Raw genomic sequence first — 17,487 nt, 5'->3', positions numbered from 1 at the left:
AAAATGACAGTACTGCAAGGATCAAAAAAACCCAACCACGGGATCCTTTGTTAATATCAAATGTTTTAAATATATCACCATGCACACCTGGCATCACCCATTCTGCATCCGTTGTAGTATTTTTGACAAAGCAGGTGAGATTCTCTTTTCCATCTGAAACCTCACAAATAGCAATCTTGTGTCCAGGTCTAAAGGCCAAAGATCCAGGGAAACCCCATTGGACCTCCTTGCCATTATGATTTACCCAAACCTTTGTTTTCCACGATGTATGTGAGCTGATGCGTACGTTGGACATATGACCTGAGCCATTAGAAACCGATCCGCCCCCACCTTGACCGTGAACATGGGTGGTGCCCACTTCATCAAGCTGAAGAACCTCTCCCTCAAGAATTTCTGCGACCAGTTCAGCGTCCCCGATTGTATATTTCCGCGTAGTCTCCATCATTTTCTCCTTTTATGTTTTTTAGGCTCTATACGTCAGGGCTGCTTTTGCTATTAAGGAACCTTGGTAGCTGAGATTCCTTAGTCAGAAGTGGCATCCCATCCTTCAAAAAAACATATGGGTCACAACTGAAATCAGGGTTACAACTGTGACTCTAATAATGTCAAGAAAAAATATGCTAGCTTGATAAGATGAGAAGCGAACCTGAGATATATCAAGAAATTTCGGAGGTATTGGAGCGGCGACGTGTGGATTTGAAAATGTCGAAAAGACAATTAGCTAAACTAACTGATATAACGCCTGTATACTTAAGAGAAGTGCTGAGAGGTGATAGAAAACCATCCGTTGTTATTCTTATATCACTCTGTTCAGCTCTAAATTTAAGAATGTCTGATTTATTTCTTCAATTAGAAAGACAAAATAAAATATAAATCAATGCTGAGGATTAAAAAAGTGGTTCAGGAATAGCCAGCATCGTGATGTGTAGCTAGTTTTCTTGATGTATGAACTGCTCATCTGTTTTTTTCTATAATAAAAGGCTCTCGTTGCGAGTTATTGATTGGCTGTTTTCTCCGCTAAAGTGTAACTTGTGCTGCGCCCGCCGCTCTCGCCTTGCAGCAAAATACCGTATCCCATCAATTCCCGAATATCCCGTAAGGCGGTATCCGGAGAACACTTTGCCAGTTTTGCGTATTTGCCGCTGGTCAGTTTCCCCTCGAATCCGGTTAACAAGCGATTGATGATAGCCCGCTGGCGTTCATTGAGCGGGTACTGATTAGCATATTGCCACACATGAGCCTTGCGAAAGACAACGGCCAACGTTTCATCGGCTCCATCAATAGCCCGCCCAAGGCAGCCAAAGAACCAATTCAGCCAAGGCGTGATATTCAAGCCGCCCTTTTGGGTGCGTTCCAAGATATCATAATACTCTTTGCGCTCCCGCTCGATCTGGCCGGACATGCTGTAAAAGCGTTGTGGACAATCATCGGCCCGCGCCAGGGCACAATCAGCAATGGCACGGGCTATGCGCCCGTTACCGTCCTCAAAAGGGTGGATAGTCACAAACCAGAGGTGCGCTATTCCCGCCTTCAGTACAGGATCAAGTTGCAACGGCGCATTGAACCACTCCAGAAAGTGGCTCATTTCCATATCAAGGCGTCCTGCTGCCGGGGCTTTAAAATGAACCTTTTCATGGCCGATGTAGCCGGAGACAACTTGCATGGGACCAGCTTCTGGCTTGCGCCATGAGCCCACGGTGATACGTCGTGATGCCCCGAATCCGGTAGGAAAAAGCGCCGCATGCCAGCCAAACAGCCGTTCCGCTGTGAGCGGTTCAGCATAGCGCTGTGTTGCGTCCAGCATCATTTCAACAACGCCTTCCACGCTTCTGCTCGTGGGCATCAGGCCGCCGATGTCAATTCCAAGCCTTCGAGCCAGTGAAGAGCGCACCTGAGCCACATCAAGGGATTCCCCTTCAATGGCACTCGATTTCACCACATCCAGGGTCAAAGTCTCCAAGCCAGCCTCAGCGCGAATGGAGAAGCCAAGGGCGTTCATCCGTCCCAAGAGCAAGCCCTGCTTGTGGCGAATTGCGGCAAGCTGTTCCGCCAGTTTTGCAATGTCCCATTGGAATGTCGGCCAGTATGGCCTCTCGTAAATATAGCGCATAATATCCGCACCCCTTGCGGTGAATATGGCAGATATTCTTCGCAAAAGCAATATTCGCCGTAAAAATTGCGGCGAATATAAGTCTCAAACGCCGCATCTGTGTTGGAGGGGATTCACCAAGATGCATGATAGCATGTATGACGGCATTGATAACACGTTTACCGCATTTCTCCCACTGCCATCCCGTTGCCGCTAAAGACGCGAGCTGGGACAGCTCTTGTCACGCTTGAATTTGTTTAGCGGCAAAAAGAACGAAAGTGGGAGCATCTTCGCAGCTAGGGGCTAGGTTGAGAGGGAGAGGAATCCCTCCATATATTGACAAAGTTACGTGGTTTATTTTTTGAGCTGTTCGCGGTATTGTTTTCAATACCAATCTGATAATGAGAGTATAATTTAATGAATTTTCAGGAAGTTTTGACCAAATATCGGCAAATATCATTTTCCGAGCGTGATAAAGGTGATCGTTTTGAGCGCCTGATACAGGCGTTTTTGAAAACGTATCCTGTATACGACGGAAAATTCAAGCATATCTGGCAATGGAAGGAATTTCCTTACAAGCAGAATATCGGCGGCAAGGATACGGGCATCGATCTTGTTACTCAGACCGTTGAAGGCGACTTTTGGGCCATTCAGTGTAAATGCTGGGATCAAAAATCCACCATTGATAAACCTTCGGTGGACAGCTTTCTAGCCACGTCTAGTAAGACCTTTATTAATGATCAGCACCAAACTGACTCTTTTGCGCTCCGCTTATGGATATCTACAACCAACAGATGGGGTAGTGAAGCGGAAAACGCCATTCAGCACCAAAATCCGCCCGTCCACAGAATCAACCTTACCGACCTTGAAGACGCGCCAGTGGCTTGGGAAGAACTGGATAAAGGCATTTTCGGCGCTCAAGCTCGGCAGGAAAAAAAGAAACTGCGAGAGCATCAACGAAGGGCATCTGATACGTTCCATGAGCATTTTCAAAAAAATAGCCGTGGCAAGCTGATCATGGCTTGCGGAACCGGCAAGACTTTTACCTCTTTGAAAATTGCCGAGCGGGAAACTAGCGGAAAGGGCTTGGTGCTATTTCTCGTGCCTTCTATCGCCTTGTTGGGGCAGACCTTGCGAGAGTGGACAGCAGAGGCTGAAAAACCAATATTTCCTATCTGCATTTGTTCCGATCCGGAAGTCAGCAAACACAAAACCAAGAATGGCGAGGAAAGCGATGGGTACAGTGTTGAAAATTTAGCCCTTCCTGCGTCCACCTATGTCCCTGATATTGTAAAGCAGTTTTCATCCGCAGAAAAAACGTGTCCTGAAGGTATGATCGTCGTTTTTTCTACCTATCAGTCCATAGAAGTTATTGCCAGAGCGCAAGAGGAATTCGGCAAACATTTTGATCTGATTATTTGTGATGAAGCCCACCGCACTACGGGTGTCACCATAAAGGGCGAAGACGATTCTGCTTTTGTGAAAGTCCATGACAACGACTTTATTCGGGCAAAAAAACGTATATATATGACGGCCACACCGCGCTTATACAATGATAGCAGCAAGGAAAAAGCCAAAGAATCTGAAGCTTATCTTTGCTCTATGGATAACGAGGCCATGTACGGGCCGGAAGTTTTCCGTATCGGTTTTGGCGAAGCCGTGGATAAAAAGCTGCTCTCCGATTACAAGGTCCTTGTTCTTACTCTTAAGGAAAGCCAGATACCAGAAGCCTTACAGAAGGCCATTGCCGACAAAACCAAGGAAATCAGCACGGATGACGCCAGCAAGCTGATCGGCTGCATCAATGCCCTGTCAAAACGGATGCTGGTGGATGAAGGATTGCTTAGGGCATCAGACCCCAACCCGATGCACCGGGCGGTGGCATTTTGCCAGAGCATAAAAAATTCTAAGCGGATTACCAACACCTTTAACGAATACAAAGACGACTACTACAGCAGTTTCGAGCAAAACGAGCGCGAAGAGCTGGTTAACGTGTCTGCCGATCACGTTGATGGCACTATGGGCGCAACCTTGCGCGACGCTAAGCTGGCATGGCTGAAAAATGCCTCATCTGAAAGTAATGAATGCCGAGTCCTGACAAATGTCCGCTGCCTGTCCGAGGGCGTTGATGTGCCGAGTTTGGATGCCGTCATGTTCTTGTCCGCCCGGAACTCCCAAGTAGACGTGGTGCAGTCAGTAGGCCGCGTTATGCGTGTGGCCTCTGGTAAAAATTATGGGTACATCATCATTCCTGTTGTAATTCCCTCCAATGTTTCGCCGGAAGAGGCATTGAACGATAATGAACGCTTCCGTGTGGTCTGGACGGTTCTCAATGCACTTCGCGCTCACGATGACCGCTTCAACGCAATGGTCAATAAAATCGAACTGAACAAGCACAAGCCAAAAAATGGCGGCTCTGTTCTGATTGGCGGCATTGGCGGCGGTAACGGAAGCTCAGATGCTGGTGACAGTAAACCTAAGTCGCAGAAGCAACTGACGTTGCCTTTGCCGGAAATCCAGCAGCTCCAAAACGCCATATACGCCCGCATGGTGCAGAAAGTGGGTAATAAGCGCTATTGGGAGCAATGGGCGGCTGATGTTGCCCAAATCGCCCAGGGCTACATCGAACGCATAACTCGGCTGGTTGCCCAAGAAGGCCCGCACAAAGAAAAATTTGAAGAGTTCTTAAACGGACTGCGAAAAAACATCAATCCGTCCGTAAAGACGGATGAGGTGGTCGAGATGCTGGCCCAGCATATGATCACCAAACCGGTTTTTGAAGCGCTCTTTGAGAACTATTCCTTTGTAGGTAACAACCCTGTATCCAAAGCGCTACAAAGCATGGTTGATTTGCTTGAAGAACAGGCACTTGAAAAAGATACAGTGGTGCTTACCCGCTTTTACCAATCGGTAAAACAGCGTGTTTCCGGCATCGACAACTCCGATAGCCGCCAAAGCATTATGGTGGAATTGTATGAAAAATTCTTCAAAACAGCTTTCCCGAGAACAGTTGAAAAGCTAGGTATTGTATACACGCCTATCAAGATAGTGGATTTCATCAATAAATCTGTGGCCGATGTTCTGCAAAAAGAATTTGGACGCTCCCTTTCAGATGAAAATATCCATATACTAGACCCGTTTACTGGGACAGGAACATTCATTTCCCGTCTGATTCAAAGCGGCCTGATTGAAAAAAGTGCCTTGAAGCGGAAATACGAGCAAGAGTTTCACGCCAATGAAATTATTCTTTTGGCGTACTATATAGCGTCTATTAACATTGAGAATACCTTCCATGAGGCAATGGGGGAGAGTTCCGACTATGAACCGTTCTCGGGTATCTGCCTCACAGATACCTTTCAGCTTGGCGAAACAGAGGATGTAAACTGGCTGTACTCTCCCATGCTGCCGCAGAACTCCGAGCGAGTGCAAGAACAGCAGAAAGCGCCTATCCGAGTTATTCTTGGCAATCCACCGTATTCGGCTGGGCAAAAGTCTGCCAACGATAATGCGCAAAACCAAGAATACCCTAAATTGGAAAAGCGCATTGTAGACACCTATGCCGCCGGTTCAAAGGCAACCCTGAAAAACTCTTTGTATGATTCCTATATAAAAGCCTTCCGCTGGGCATCAGATCGCCTTGAACAAACTGGCGGCGGGGGTATCGTCGCCTTTGTCTCTAACGCCGGATGGATTGACGGCAATGCTATGGATGGTTTCCGGAAGTGTCTGGAGAATGAGTTCAGTGCTGCCTATGTGTTTAATTTGCGGGGCAATCAACGCACGTCTGGAGAAGTGTCCCGCAAGGAAGGCGGAAAAATTTTTGGCTCTGGCAGCCGAACCCCCATTGCCATTACCGTACTGATAAAAAATCCCACACATGAGGGGAAAGCCATTATTCGCTATCGTGATATCGGTGACTACCTTTCCAGAGAAGAGAAGCTTGATATTATCGCTCAAAAGCAGAGTATCTTGAGCGGTGAAATGGATTGGGAGCTTTTATGCCCCAATGAGCATGGCGATTGGTTAACTCAACGGAACGATTTATTTAGCAGCTTTATTCCCATTGGAGATAAAGACAATAAAACAAACAAGCATACTGTATTTATAAATTACTATTCTCATGGTTTAAAAACCCAGAGAGATGCTTGGTGTTTTAATTTTTCCAAGAAAAATCTTGAAAAAAATATGCGGGTTACTATTGATTTTTATAATGAGCAACTAGCCTTACTCCAAAACAATAGCGTTAACGTTTCTGATGCTAGCACAATAATAGGTAATGATCCCCAAAAAATAAGCTGGTCAAGATCACTACGTGCGGATATTACGAACAATAAGAAAAAGGTGTTTGAAATAAATAATATTCGAATTTCAGCATATAGGCCATTCTCTTTATGTAATGTTTATTACAGCAGAGAGATGAATGAACTTATTGGCCTCATGCCAAAAATTTTTCCGACACTTGAACAAAGAAATTTAGTTATATGTGTTTCAGCTAATAAGAACGAGTTGCCTCTTATTGCTATGAATATTGTTGACCTTCATTTCAATGGTGACTGCCAGTGTTTTCCTCTTTATTATTATGAAGAAAAATCCATCCAACACCCAACTCTGTTTGACTTCAATAACAATCAGTACACGCGCCGTGACGGCATAACTGACTTCATTTTAGAACAATGTCGTTTCCTCCATGGACCTAAAGTCACAAAAGAAGACATTTTCTACTACGTTTATGGCTTGCTCCATTCGCCTGATTACCGTGAGCAATTCAGTGCTGACTTAAAAAAGATGCTGCCTCGCCTCCCTTTGGTGGAAAAAACTGCGGATTTCTGGGCTTTCAGCAACGCCGGGCGGGCGTTGGCGGAATTGCATCTCAAATATGAAGAACAACCGCTTTACCCAGATGCCGTTGTTACCGGTGCGGAGCATGAAAACTTCCGGGTAGAAAAAATGCGATTTTCCACCAAGGGCGACAAAAGTGTTATTGAATACAACTCGCGGATTAAAATCTCAAATATCCCGCTTGCCACCTATGATTATGTCATCAATGGTCGTTCAGCTATTGAGTGGATCATGGATCGTTACCAAGTTAAAGTAGATAAGGCCAGTGGCATTAAAAATGACCCTAACGACTGGGCTGATGAGCGTGGCAAGCCAAGGTATATTCTAGATTTGTTGTTGAGCATTATCACTGTCAGCTTGGAAACGATGAAAATTGTGCATGCGCTGCCAGCACTTTTATTCGTTGAAGAAGCCGCAAAAGCTACGCCGAATGTCAAAACAGTGGCTATAACTAAGCCGCACCCGCAAATATTTCCGCACCCTGGTCGCGAGGCGGCTATCCGCAAGATACTGCCGTATATCCTTCAAGCTCGGCCCGGAATGGCCCAAGACAAAGCATTCCAACGGGCGTGGCTGTCCACATACCCTGAAGCTTGCTCAACTTTGCTTGCGGATAAGGCGCAGGCTTTCAATGACGCCTATTTCCAGTCCGCTTTGGGACAATGGCCCCTTGCGAAAGATGACCCAGTTAGAGAAAAAGGACTGTGGAAATCATGGAAGAATAACATGGGGATCATCGTCAATGCCAACGCTGAGTGCTTTGTTACAGGCGAGATTAAGTACCCCATTCAGGGAATTGGAGCCCTCATTCCCTTTATTCTAGAGGCTGGCGACAATTATGATCTGGGAATTGAGCAGCTTATAACGCAGGAACAATTCCAAGGCAGTGTTTCCAGCCTGCAAGCCTGCTACGCGCAGCTTACGGAAGCGCTAAAGGCCATAGACCAAGCCGCATAATGAGGAGGTAAACTTGCAATTTGATCCTTCTACTGCGCCCAAGCTGTGGTTCAAGCGGGTGGTGCTTTTTCGATCACTAAATCCCGTTGCAGTCATACGTGAAATCAAACTGTACCGCGGCTTGAATATTGTAGAGGGTAGATCATCCCGCGATCCTACCTTATCTAACAATCCAATGGCGATGGCCGGACATTCCGTGGGGAAGACCACCTTTTGCCGTCTTTTACGCTACTGCCTTGGCGAACAGCACTTTTCGACGGCAGGCAGCGAACAGTGTCTTCGGTCAAGCCTTCCCCACACTTGGATAGGCGCGGAACTGGAGATAGAAGGCGTCCCTTGGGCTGTCTTGCGTTCTTTGGGCGCACAGAAAGCGCAATCTTCCGCGCAACGAGATGCATCCATTGAAGAATTGGTTGCAACAACGAAAAAGGACTCCGGATATTTTGAGTTTCGTCAGGAGCTGGATAGATTGATGCCTTCCACCGTCCACCACCCGGAACTTACCTACAAATGGGAACATTTGCTGTCTTGGTTGGCAAGGGATCAAGAATGCCGACTCAGGAAATTCGAAGTCTGGCGCGATAGCGATAGTGGTTCTGAATCGCCGGGGTTTCGTAAGCCCAAAGAATACCCGATTCATTTAGTTCGGGGGATGCTCGACTTGCTGGTTCCGGAAGAATCCAAATGGAGCCACACTGTATCAGAATTGACGAGTCGACTGGGAGCCTTAAAAGAGCAGTACCGTACCTCCATGTTGGATGCAGACTATTTTTATAGAGCCGCCAGCAAAAGACTGGCTGAATTCATTGGCGAATTCCCAGATACAAGGAATGACATCACGCCACGCATTGACGGGCCAATCATGCAGGCGGAAATTCGCCAAGCGGGTCTTCTTCACCAGCATATGGAGTTGGAACAGCAATTTGAAGAGGCCGACGCCAATTTTCGCAAGGAGCAACGCTATGTGGATAATGCCCTGGAGCGAAAGAGGCAAATTGATGCTCTAAGAGTCGCCACTCCACCCGTACTGCAGGCCGCCACAACCAAACCTTTAAGTGAATACGCAGAAAAGAAGAAAGAATTGGCCAAACTCACTGCGCAAGTGGACGACGGCGGTGAATGTATGCTGGCCAATCAGATGCCGTTGTCCAAATGCGAACACATTGCCGCCTACATGAAAGATTTGGAAAAATTCAAGCCAATTCTCAATTTGCCCACAGAGCGTCAAAAACTAGCTTTGGCCGAAATGAACGCTCAGCAACGTGAAAAAATTCAGACGATCATACAGCAACAGAATGCTGCAGATGCCGCCTTAAAAGAAGCTGAGCACCGTGCAGAATATTATAAAACGAAGCGCAATAGTGTTCTGAAAAAACTGTCTGCGCTTGAAAATCAGATGGATCGCCTAAGCCGTACCCTCCGAGATTTTCAGAACGCGGAAAAGGCTAACATGAGCGGCGGGCAAGAAGCCGAGGCTCAAAGAGTCAAAGAAAACTTGGATAAGCTTGATTCGGAAATCCACCATGCAAGAAACCAATTGGAATTCTACCGCGATCAATCCGCAAAAAAAGACCAGGGGGTGCAGAAACTTTTTGACGAAATTGTACGCCGGATTCTCAAGGCTGATTATTCCGGCTCCGTCATAACTTCCGCTGATGGTTTCGCACCGCAAATACGGCAAGGTAGCACCATTACAGGGGCTGCGGTAGAAAGTCTAAGTTTCGTACTGATGGACATAGCTTCAATGCTGGCTTCATCACGGGGAATAGGCCAACATCCGGGTTTTCTCATACACGATAGCCCACGCGAAGCCGACCTTGATATTGGACCGTATAATAGCCTGCTTACTGAACTTGCGATGATAACCACAGAAAAGGGTGGAGAGGACTGTGCGCCGTTCCAGTACATTATTACAACCACAACCCCGCCGCCCGATGCGCTGAATCCATTAGTTCGTTTGGCCCTCGCCGCATATCCTGAAGAAGAAATGCTTTTTCGGCAACGGCTGAAACGCGAAATGCCGTTGGGGCATATGCTTGAAGGTTAAGAGTAGCAAAGAGGACACAACGGTAGATCGCATCACTGGGAGATATCATGGAAGGTTCCTTTCCGCAGAGTATTTTTAGCATGGCTGGAGCTCCTCTTAAATGGGTGATGGAATGGGCTTTTAAGCTGCTTCATCTAGAGGGCTTTCCAGAAACGATCTCTCTTTGCATAGTCCTAGGAATGATATTCTTCATTGCCCGTTGTTGGCTTGGGCTGCGCACGTTAAATACGGGCATACAGTCATGCTCGAACGCTTTGGGTCGCATTGATCCAACTGAAAAATTTTTTGATAATTCCCAGGAAGTTGAATCAGCAGTAAATAATTCTCCTCAATCGCTACGAGATTGTTGGAATAAATTTCGGGCAACGCTTGTAGAGCACCGTACTTCAGTCTTTTTAACGACAAACCCGATAGATTTTTTCAATATTAATACATTGGGTGCCGAAGTAACTTTACGCAAACTATCAAAGTGGAGTGGTCTTTTTGTTGGGATTGGGCTTCTGTTTACTTTTTTAGGATTGGTGGCAGCACTTAGCGAGGCCAGTAATGCAATTAAAGCGGCAACTGCGTCTTCAACTACTAATGCAGCCTCTCTTGCAACCCAGCCGCACCAAATAACTTCCGTCGAAAAGCAGCAAAGTTCAAGCCTTGAGCAATTTTCAGCCACAGAATTGTCACCCCTGCTAGATACTCAACGCAATAAGCAAGAAAGTATACAAATTGCGCTTAAAAATTTGCTCAGTGCTGCAACATTTAAATTTTATACCTCTATTTTTGGCCTGCTTGCATCACTTGTTGTTAGTTATTCTGAAAAACGCTTGCGTAACAACCTTGAGCGAAACGCAAATGACTTATGTTTAGCTCTTGAGCATGCTCTGCCACCTATCACGTCAGAACAGTTGTTGGCGGAACAAGTCAGGGAAGCACAGGAAACCTCAACCCAATTAAAGCAATTTAATGGCGAAATGAGAGAAGGTTTGGTGCAACTTTCTGGTGCCATGGAGAAATCATTGCTTGAAACTGTGGGGCCCGTACAGCAAGAATTGACCAATGGTTTCTCATCTAGTGCGAAAGCTATGCATGAAGCCCTGCATAGTAACATATCTCCTGTGAAAATTGGCATTGATCAATTGAGTGAAAATATTGGCTCTATGGAGCATGCAATTAGCCGCACAATTGGTGAAAATTTGCAGGCAATGCAGGAAAAGACGCTCAGTACATTGGCTGAAAAATTGGGTACTGTTGTAAACGATCAGGCTGGTGCAGAGCTTGGCAGCCTTACACGCACATTAGTGGATGTCACTAGCTCGCTAGCAGCCATGCAAACTTCTTTGCAAGAGGGCGGAGGGAATTTTGCTCATACCCTTGAGGGTGCTGCAAGTGAGTTGCGCGCTGGCGTTGCTGGACTGGCTGCTGCCGCCAATAAAATCAGCCAGAGCATGCATTCCGACATGGCCACTGCTCAGCAGACGCTTCGCGCACAGATGGACGCTTTGGCAACGGAGCTTGTTCAAAGAAGCCGGGATTCTGCTACGCAGATGAACAATGAAACCACAACCGTTTTAAGTTCAATGCAAGCCGCTTTTACATCTGTCAATCAACGCCTGAACGACATGAGTGAAGCATTGAAAAATAATGGTCATGCGCTGGAATTGCATTATACTAATGTTAATCAGGCGGCAGCGTCTACAGGCAAGGCGGCGCAAGTGCTTGAGCAAGCTTCGGGAAAACTCAACGCAGTGGTTATCCCCATGAGTAATGGTGTGAGTGGGCTGGACACGACTCTTAAATCCTTGCAGCAAGAAAGTGCCGCTGTTGGTGGGAATATTCGCCAAGCTCAGGATGCAATTCGGCAAGCATCTCAAAGTTTGGAGCAAAATTGGAAAATGCATGTTGATCGTTTTCAAGGAATTGATGAGGGCCTAGCTCGTGCACTAGAGGCCGTGGCTCAGAACCTCGACAGCAATACAACTCAAGTTGCCCAATATGTAGCGCAGGTTGACCAGAGTCTGGGCAAAGCTGCATCGGCACTTGATGAAAGTATACAGGCTCTAGACGAGATATTTAGAGACTATTTACCGGCGATGCGAAATGCCAGTAAGCGATAGGGAATGAAGCATGGCTATTACTCCCTCCCACCGCGCTACTGAGGAACATGAAGAAAGTTTTTTTGTTTCCATGACCGATATGATGGTGGGCATGCTCTTTCTTTTCATCATCATGCTCATGTTTTTTGCAATGAAATTCAGTGATGATTCTGGAGATTTGCAAGCACAAATACAAAGTCTTAAAGAACAGCTTGCTTTATTGCAAGGTGCAGAAAGTACCAGATCTAGAATAGTAAATGAGATTGGCCATGCGCTTAAAGAAAAAGGGGTAGATGTAACCATTGACGCAGACAATGGTCTTTTGCGCCTGCCAGAGTCCATCCTTTTTGATACGAATAAATCTGACATCAAAGAAGATGGCAAAATAGCAGTGAAAAAGTTAGCAGCGGCTCTGTACGAAGTTTTGCCATGTTATACTACGAACAAAGGGCTTTCTTGGGGCAAAATGTGTCCACCTACTGCTTTTGGTGTAAATGCCCTGCTGATTGAGGGACATACAGATACTGACGGCTACAAGGCCAGAAACTGGGAGCTTTCCGTTCAACGAGCTTTGGCCACATATCAGCTGCTGATCAAAGAGCAGGAGCAGCTAGACAACATGTGCAGCCCCCAGCAGAAGGCAGGGGAAGATCCATATCCAATTCTTTCCATTGCTGGCTTTGCTTCAAACCGGCCTGTTCCACGGCAGACGGATGAGAGTGATAACGCTTACAAAAAAAGGAATAGACGCATCGACTTACGGTTCATTATTACTCCCCCGGATGAAAAAACCCTTGATACCGCGCGGAGAGCCATCCAATGAGCGAAGGTCTGCGAGGTCTTCTTTTAAGGTGGGGTCGCGCCAGCCATGTGGTTAAGCCCATCTCTTTGCCAAAATCAATGGCCGTAGAAGTCGCGACACGTATTATAAATGGTGAGACGTTAGATCCCCGGCCCACTGAAGATTTAAGTAAGCTTAACAGTCTACTGTTCAACTGCTCAAAAAATAATGATTTTTCTCAACTCACATTCACAAATTGGCGAAATTCTCCTCTCGCCCTGAATGGTCAACAATCTTTGCTGGCGGATATCACTCTGCTTCAACGGTACCTCAAAGAGTTGGAGAATCACATTCGCGTCCGCATTTTGCGTTACCTTACCATCATATATCTGGATACTTTTTCAGCGGACAGCCAATCAACCAAACATATTGCTAATTTTCTGCAGAGATATGCTGATAAAATGGGGCCGATTTGGCTTTCTGCCAGAAATGAACACTGTATTTTCTCACCAGCTCAGACCATTCCGCATCTGGCCAATCTTCTTGCGACACAAGTTGGCCCTGCCACCCTGGCAGATACATTTTCGACTTGTGGCCTTCACCGCTCTATTGCACAGAGTAATGTAGGTTTGTTTGCCTTTGAGCAGGCAGTGCGAAGCATTACCGACAACTTTAAGCGTCTTGAAGGTATTCATGCTACGCGCACTATCATTGCTTTATCGGTCAACAAGGATGGAGCTCTCATTTTTGGCGGGGGAAGCAAGGTCATAAATATTTTATGTAATGCGTTGCTATTACCGTTTTCGCATGCGTCCCCATCGGCAGAACAACGCACCGAAATAGAAGCTTTTTTGCTAAAACATCTTAAGGATCCCCGTTTGAACGCTGCCTGCTGGAATGGGGCTTCTTATGAGGCCAGGGAGGTGATGCTTCGCTGGCTGACCAAACAATCGTTAGAATTATTCCTCGAGATTGTTGATAATGTTGTTAACACATCAGAAGACGCAAAGCGCATGTGGCAGAACAGAAAGCGTCTTTGGCGCAATTATCTTAGCAAGGGATTTATAGATCAGGCATGGGTAGTGCTTGGTAGAGACGGAGAAGAGTATGCAAAAAAAATATCCTCGCAACCGGGGCAATCTCAGCTCAGCTACGGACGCCTGTTCTACTCTACAGATGTTGTCAAACACATTGCTTTGATGATGAAGATTGACTCAGTCATAGTAGTTGACTGGAGTCATCTCGGAAAATGTCACATTTGGCCTGAAAAAGATCCTTCAGCACCAGCGTTTTATCATATTTCTTACAGTAAAATTCAGCTTGAAAGAGGCTCTGAAATATCTTTTGCGCACGATGTGCATGGCACATGGATGAAAAAAGTTACTACAGAGATTTTCAGAAGAACTGGTAGGCAAGCTACTTAACAATACGGGTATTGCGGGAATTTAAAATGAAACTGAGATTTGCATTTAGACCAGAACAAGACGGCGTAGCTTTCCAACTGGTTTGTTCCCGTTTACTGCGTGGTGAGGCACTGCTGCCCGTGGATCAATGGGAACAAAACATAAATGCATCCATACGCCCAGCCTACAGTTTGCTCATGCGTTTGTATGAGGAATCCCCCACCGTAGCCAGAAGCGACAGCATACTGCTATCACACAGCACACTTGCAAATCTCGGGCAGGCCGAAGCCTATATGCTTGGATTGCCGTCCGTTACTCCCTTTAATTTGCATATGCAGAGTGTTGGCAACATAAGCCAACAGGATTTTCAGATAGAGACATCGTGGCTTACCCCCCAAGGAACCAAAGCTCTTGGTGCCAAGCCGTGCGGTGCCATGCTTCAGTATCGGAGCCTATGGCAGCGCATCCCAGCAACTCTCTTTAATCTGTGCGAAGCAATTCAGGCTCACAATGCTTTGCCCTCCAACGAGCTGGATGAGCGTCGCAAGCAGCTGGCAGCAATTACGGCACTTTTGCCAAATGAAGCTCAAAATCAGGTAATAAAAGACGGCTTTTTATCTAGTTTGCGTGTTTACCATGCGGCTGCGCTATCATTGAGCTTAAGTACTTATAACGGAAAATTCGATTTCATGCCCGTACTTTTTGGACAGCACCAAATGCAGTGCGGATTTGAAGAGAGTTCTATCATCGACATCGATGGAGCTCCAGAGGTCGTCACTGAGAAGCAGTCACTCCTTCCACAAAATTATCAAGAAACGTTTAAAAAGCATTTTGCGTATACTTATCCAACTACTCGTGCGTCATACGTCCTTGGTGACAATCGATATGCGTATATTGAACCTATGTTGCAGCAGGCCTTGGATATTGTTCGGCGCATGCGCAATGCCACCCTTGAAATGCAGCGAGATTTTATTCGCAATCCTCAGCGATTTTTTAAGGAAGAGCTTGGCGAACAGTTTGATGAAATGGCAATTGATGCCATGTTTATTCCCACTCAAGAGTATTCTGAACGCGTAATTGGCATGGGGCTGTGGATTAAAAAGGCCCTTCCTTGGATACAAAAAACTAGTAATAAATGGATTCCAGAGTCATATGGAATTACATCTGGAAACGTAACAACGGTCATCCATGACAGTAATACTGCTCAAGTAAATATTGATATCATTAAAGAAGCTATAGCTAGTAATGCGCGGTTAGCCACCATTTCCGGGGCAATGCCAGATAGCCCAGAAAATTATCCCGACACCTCATTTAGTGAAACCCTTACCGTTCCGGCAAATCAAGAAACACTAAATGCGCTTGAATCTATTCAGAGGCTTGTACAATCTCATGAAAGGGCTCAAGAGGAAGCAGCAGAGAGCGATCTTTCTACAAAACATGATTCTGGACAAAATTCAGGACCTATCTTTCTTGGCACAGAGGAGAACATAGACTCTACCACATACAACAGATATCAGCCCCGGGCTAAAACTTTCGCCTCGCACACTCTTCCACTTGTGCTTAAGACAGGGCTCAAGCCGCATCAGAAGGATGCCGTTGAGTGGCTTATCAATATGTGGTCTGGGGGGTATAGCGGTGCCTTGCTTGCAGATGACATGGGGCTGGGTAAGACTTTAACATGTCTTACTTTTATCGCATGGCTACACCAGGCCCGCAAAGAGTTGGGGTATAAAAAACTACCAATCCTCATTGTTGCCCCCACTAGCCTCATTGGTAACTGGCAGCAAGAAGCAGATACACATTTGCATGCTCCAGGACTTGGAGGGTGTCTCGTGGTCTCCGGCGGTCAGATCAAATCACTACGCAAACAAGGAGTAGGAGCAGGGCGGGACATTTGTGACGGAACTTCACGTCTAGACACAGGTTGCATGGAAAAGGAAGACTGGATCCTCACCACTTATGAAACCCTTCGCGACTACCATCACAGTTTTGCAGCCATGCCTCTCGCTGCGGTAGTCTACGATGAAATGCAGAAGGCCAAGAATCCCACGTCACAAATTAGCTGTGCAATCCGAACGCTCAATTCAGAGTTTAGTTTGGGTCTCACCGGCACACCAATTGAAAACAGCCTGACAGACATGTGGGCTATCATAGATGTGCTTTTGCCTGGTTTTTTGGGAGAGCTACGCCAGTTTAATGCTACTTATGCCAATGCGGAAGAGAACACTTTGCGTGCACTGAAATCCCGACTCGAAGGTAAGGAAAGTGATGATTTTCGGCCCATGTTGCGTCGAATGAAGGACAACACTCTCGCTGGTCTTCCGACCAAACATGAGCATGTCCTCACCGCCACCATGCCCCCCTATCAGGCCGAAACCTATGAAAAGGCTTTAACAGGGCATTCGCAGGCTTTGGCACTGCTCCAAGCGCTTCGCATGGTCAGTCTGCATCCTGTACGTCCGGATGATACAGTTTTTAAAAATATCACCGATTATCTGACCGGTTCTGCGCGGTTTAACACCATGTGGTCTATTCTCGATTCTATTTACGAAAAAAATGAAAAGGCACTTATTTTTTTGGAAGCACGTGAACATCAGCCTGTGCTCGCAATACTGCTGCAAGAGCGCTATCATCTGCGATGTTTGCCCATCATTATCAATGGGCAAACCCCTGGTGCCGTTCGTCAACGTTATGTCAACTCATTTCAAAATGCGCATGATAACTTTGACGTTATTATTCTCTCACCAAAAGCCGCAGGTGTCGGATTAACGCTAACGGCAGCTAATCATGTGGTGCATCTTTCCCGCTGGTGGAACCCAGCTGTGGAAGATCAATGTACTGACCGTGTTTATCGATTGGGGCAACATCGTGACGTTCATGTGTACTATCCGCTGGCAGAACACAGCCAACCACACCTCAAAGAATACAGCTTTGATTTACAGCTCCACAAGCTTCTTGAAAGGAAACGTAGTCTGAGTCGAGATGTTCTGCTACCCCCTCAAACTGGGACTGAGGCAACGGACTTATATGAAATGGTGCATAGGAACTAGGTGTGAGCAAGATGGAGCGGGAAAATGGTGTAGGACAAATAAAAGACCCTTACGGATCGTCTCCGTAAGAGCGTGAATTATTCGGATGCGAGGGTGGATTTAAACGTGCGCCCCTCGGGTATACACACATGCTCGTTTGTGGAGAGGGTTAAAAGGGGGTTAGTTCAGGGGGTATGCGGATGTCTTTTGATGTATCTGGATGCACTCTAACATTGCTAATTTATTGAATTAACA

Annotated in this window: 9 protein-coding genes; 7 read left to right on the top strand and 2 right to left on the bottom strand. The window is 46.4% G+C overall.

The features are described from left to right. Positions 1 to 445, bottom strand: a 445-nt coding sequence (locus tag VEZ52_RS05065) for a hypothetical protein (protein ID WP_324835822.1), incomplete at its 3' end; no start/stop codon positions are given. Between the two features lie 188 nt (positions 446 to 633). On the opposite strand from VEZ52_RS05065, the gene VEZ52_RS14625 reads away from it, so the two are divergent. Then, on the top strand, positions 634 to 873 hold the full coding sequence (locus VEZ52_RS14625; RefSeq protein WP_414649502.1) for a helix-turn-helix domain-containing protein: 240 nt from the start codon (positions 634 to 636) through the stop codon (positions 871 to 873). A 121-nt stretch (positions 874 to 994) separates the two neighbouring features. Here the strand turns inward: VEZ52_RS14625 and VEZ52_RS05060 are convergent, their stop codons facing one another. Continuing rightward, a complete protein-coding gene (locus tag VEZ52_RS05060) occupies positions 995 to 2,110 on the bottom strand; it encodes a Fic family protein (protein ID WP_324835821.1) in 1,116 nt (371 codons plus the stop codon). 396 nt (positions 2,111 to 2,506) lie between these two features. On the opposite strand from VEZ52_RS05060, the gene VEZ52_RS05055 reads away from it, so the two are divergent. The 6 genes from VEZ52_RS05055 to VEZ52_RS05030 are packed head-to-tail and all read left to right on the top strand — an operon-like array spanning position 2,507 to position 17,253. Continuing rightward, complete coding sequence (locus tag VEZ52_RS05055; RefSeq protein WP_324835820.1) at positions 2,507 to 7,885, top strand: DEAD/DEAH box helicase; 5,379 nt, start codon at positions 2,507 to 2,509, stop codon at positions 7,883 to 7,885. A gap of 13 nt (positions 7,886 to 7,898) precedes the next feature. Then, the gene (locus tag VEZ52_RS05050; RefSeq protein WP_324835819.1) at positions 7,899 to 9,932 is read left to right on the top strand and encodes a hypothetical protein; all 2,034 of its coding nucleotides are present in this window, start codon (positions 7,899 to 7,901) and stop codon (positions 9,930 to 9,932) included. A 47-nt stretch (positions 9,933 to 9,979) separates the two neighbouring features. After that, entirely contained in the window at positions 9,980 to 12,040 is a 2,061-nt protein-coding gene (locus VEZ52_RS05045; RefSeq protein ID WP_324835818.1) for a hypothetical protein, read from the top strand. A 10-nt stretch (positions 12,041 to 12,050) separates the two neighbouring features. Further along, positions 12,051 to 12,842 carry an OmpA family protein gene (locus tag VEZ52_RS05040; protein ID WP_324835817.1) on the top strand — a complete coding sequence of 264 codons (792 nt, stop codon included), beginning with the start codon at positions 12,051 to 12,053 and terminating at the stop codon, positions 12,840 to 12,842. Continuing rightward, positions 12,839 to 14,224, top strand: a complete 1,386-nt coding sequence (locus tag VEZ52_RS05035; protein ID WP_324835816.1) for an EH signature domain-containing protein — start codon at positions 12,839 to 12,841, stop codon at positions 14,222 to 14,224. The genes VEZ52_RS05040 and VEZ52_RS05035 overlap by 4 nt, the downstream gene beginning before the upstream one ends. Positions 14,225 to 14,250: 26 nt before the next feature. Further along, positions 14,251 to 17,253 (top strand): DEAD/DEAH box helicase, encoded by a 3,003-nt coding sequence (locus VEZ52_RS05030; RefSeq protein ID WP_324835815.1) that lies wholly within the window; start codon positions 14,251 to 14,253, stop codon positions 17,251 to 17,253. Positions 17,254 to 17,487 lie beyond the last annotated feature (234 nt).

It is taken from the genome of Desulfovibrio sp. (assembly GCF_035644575.1).
GTDB lineage: Bacteria > Desulfobacterota > Desulfovibrionia > Desulfovibrionales > Desulfovibrionaceae > Desulfovibrio.
The sequence above is the reverse complement of the archived record's forward strand: the minus strand, read 5'-3'. Positions and strand labels throughout refer to the sequence as shown.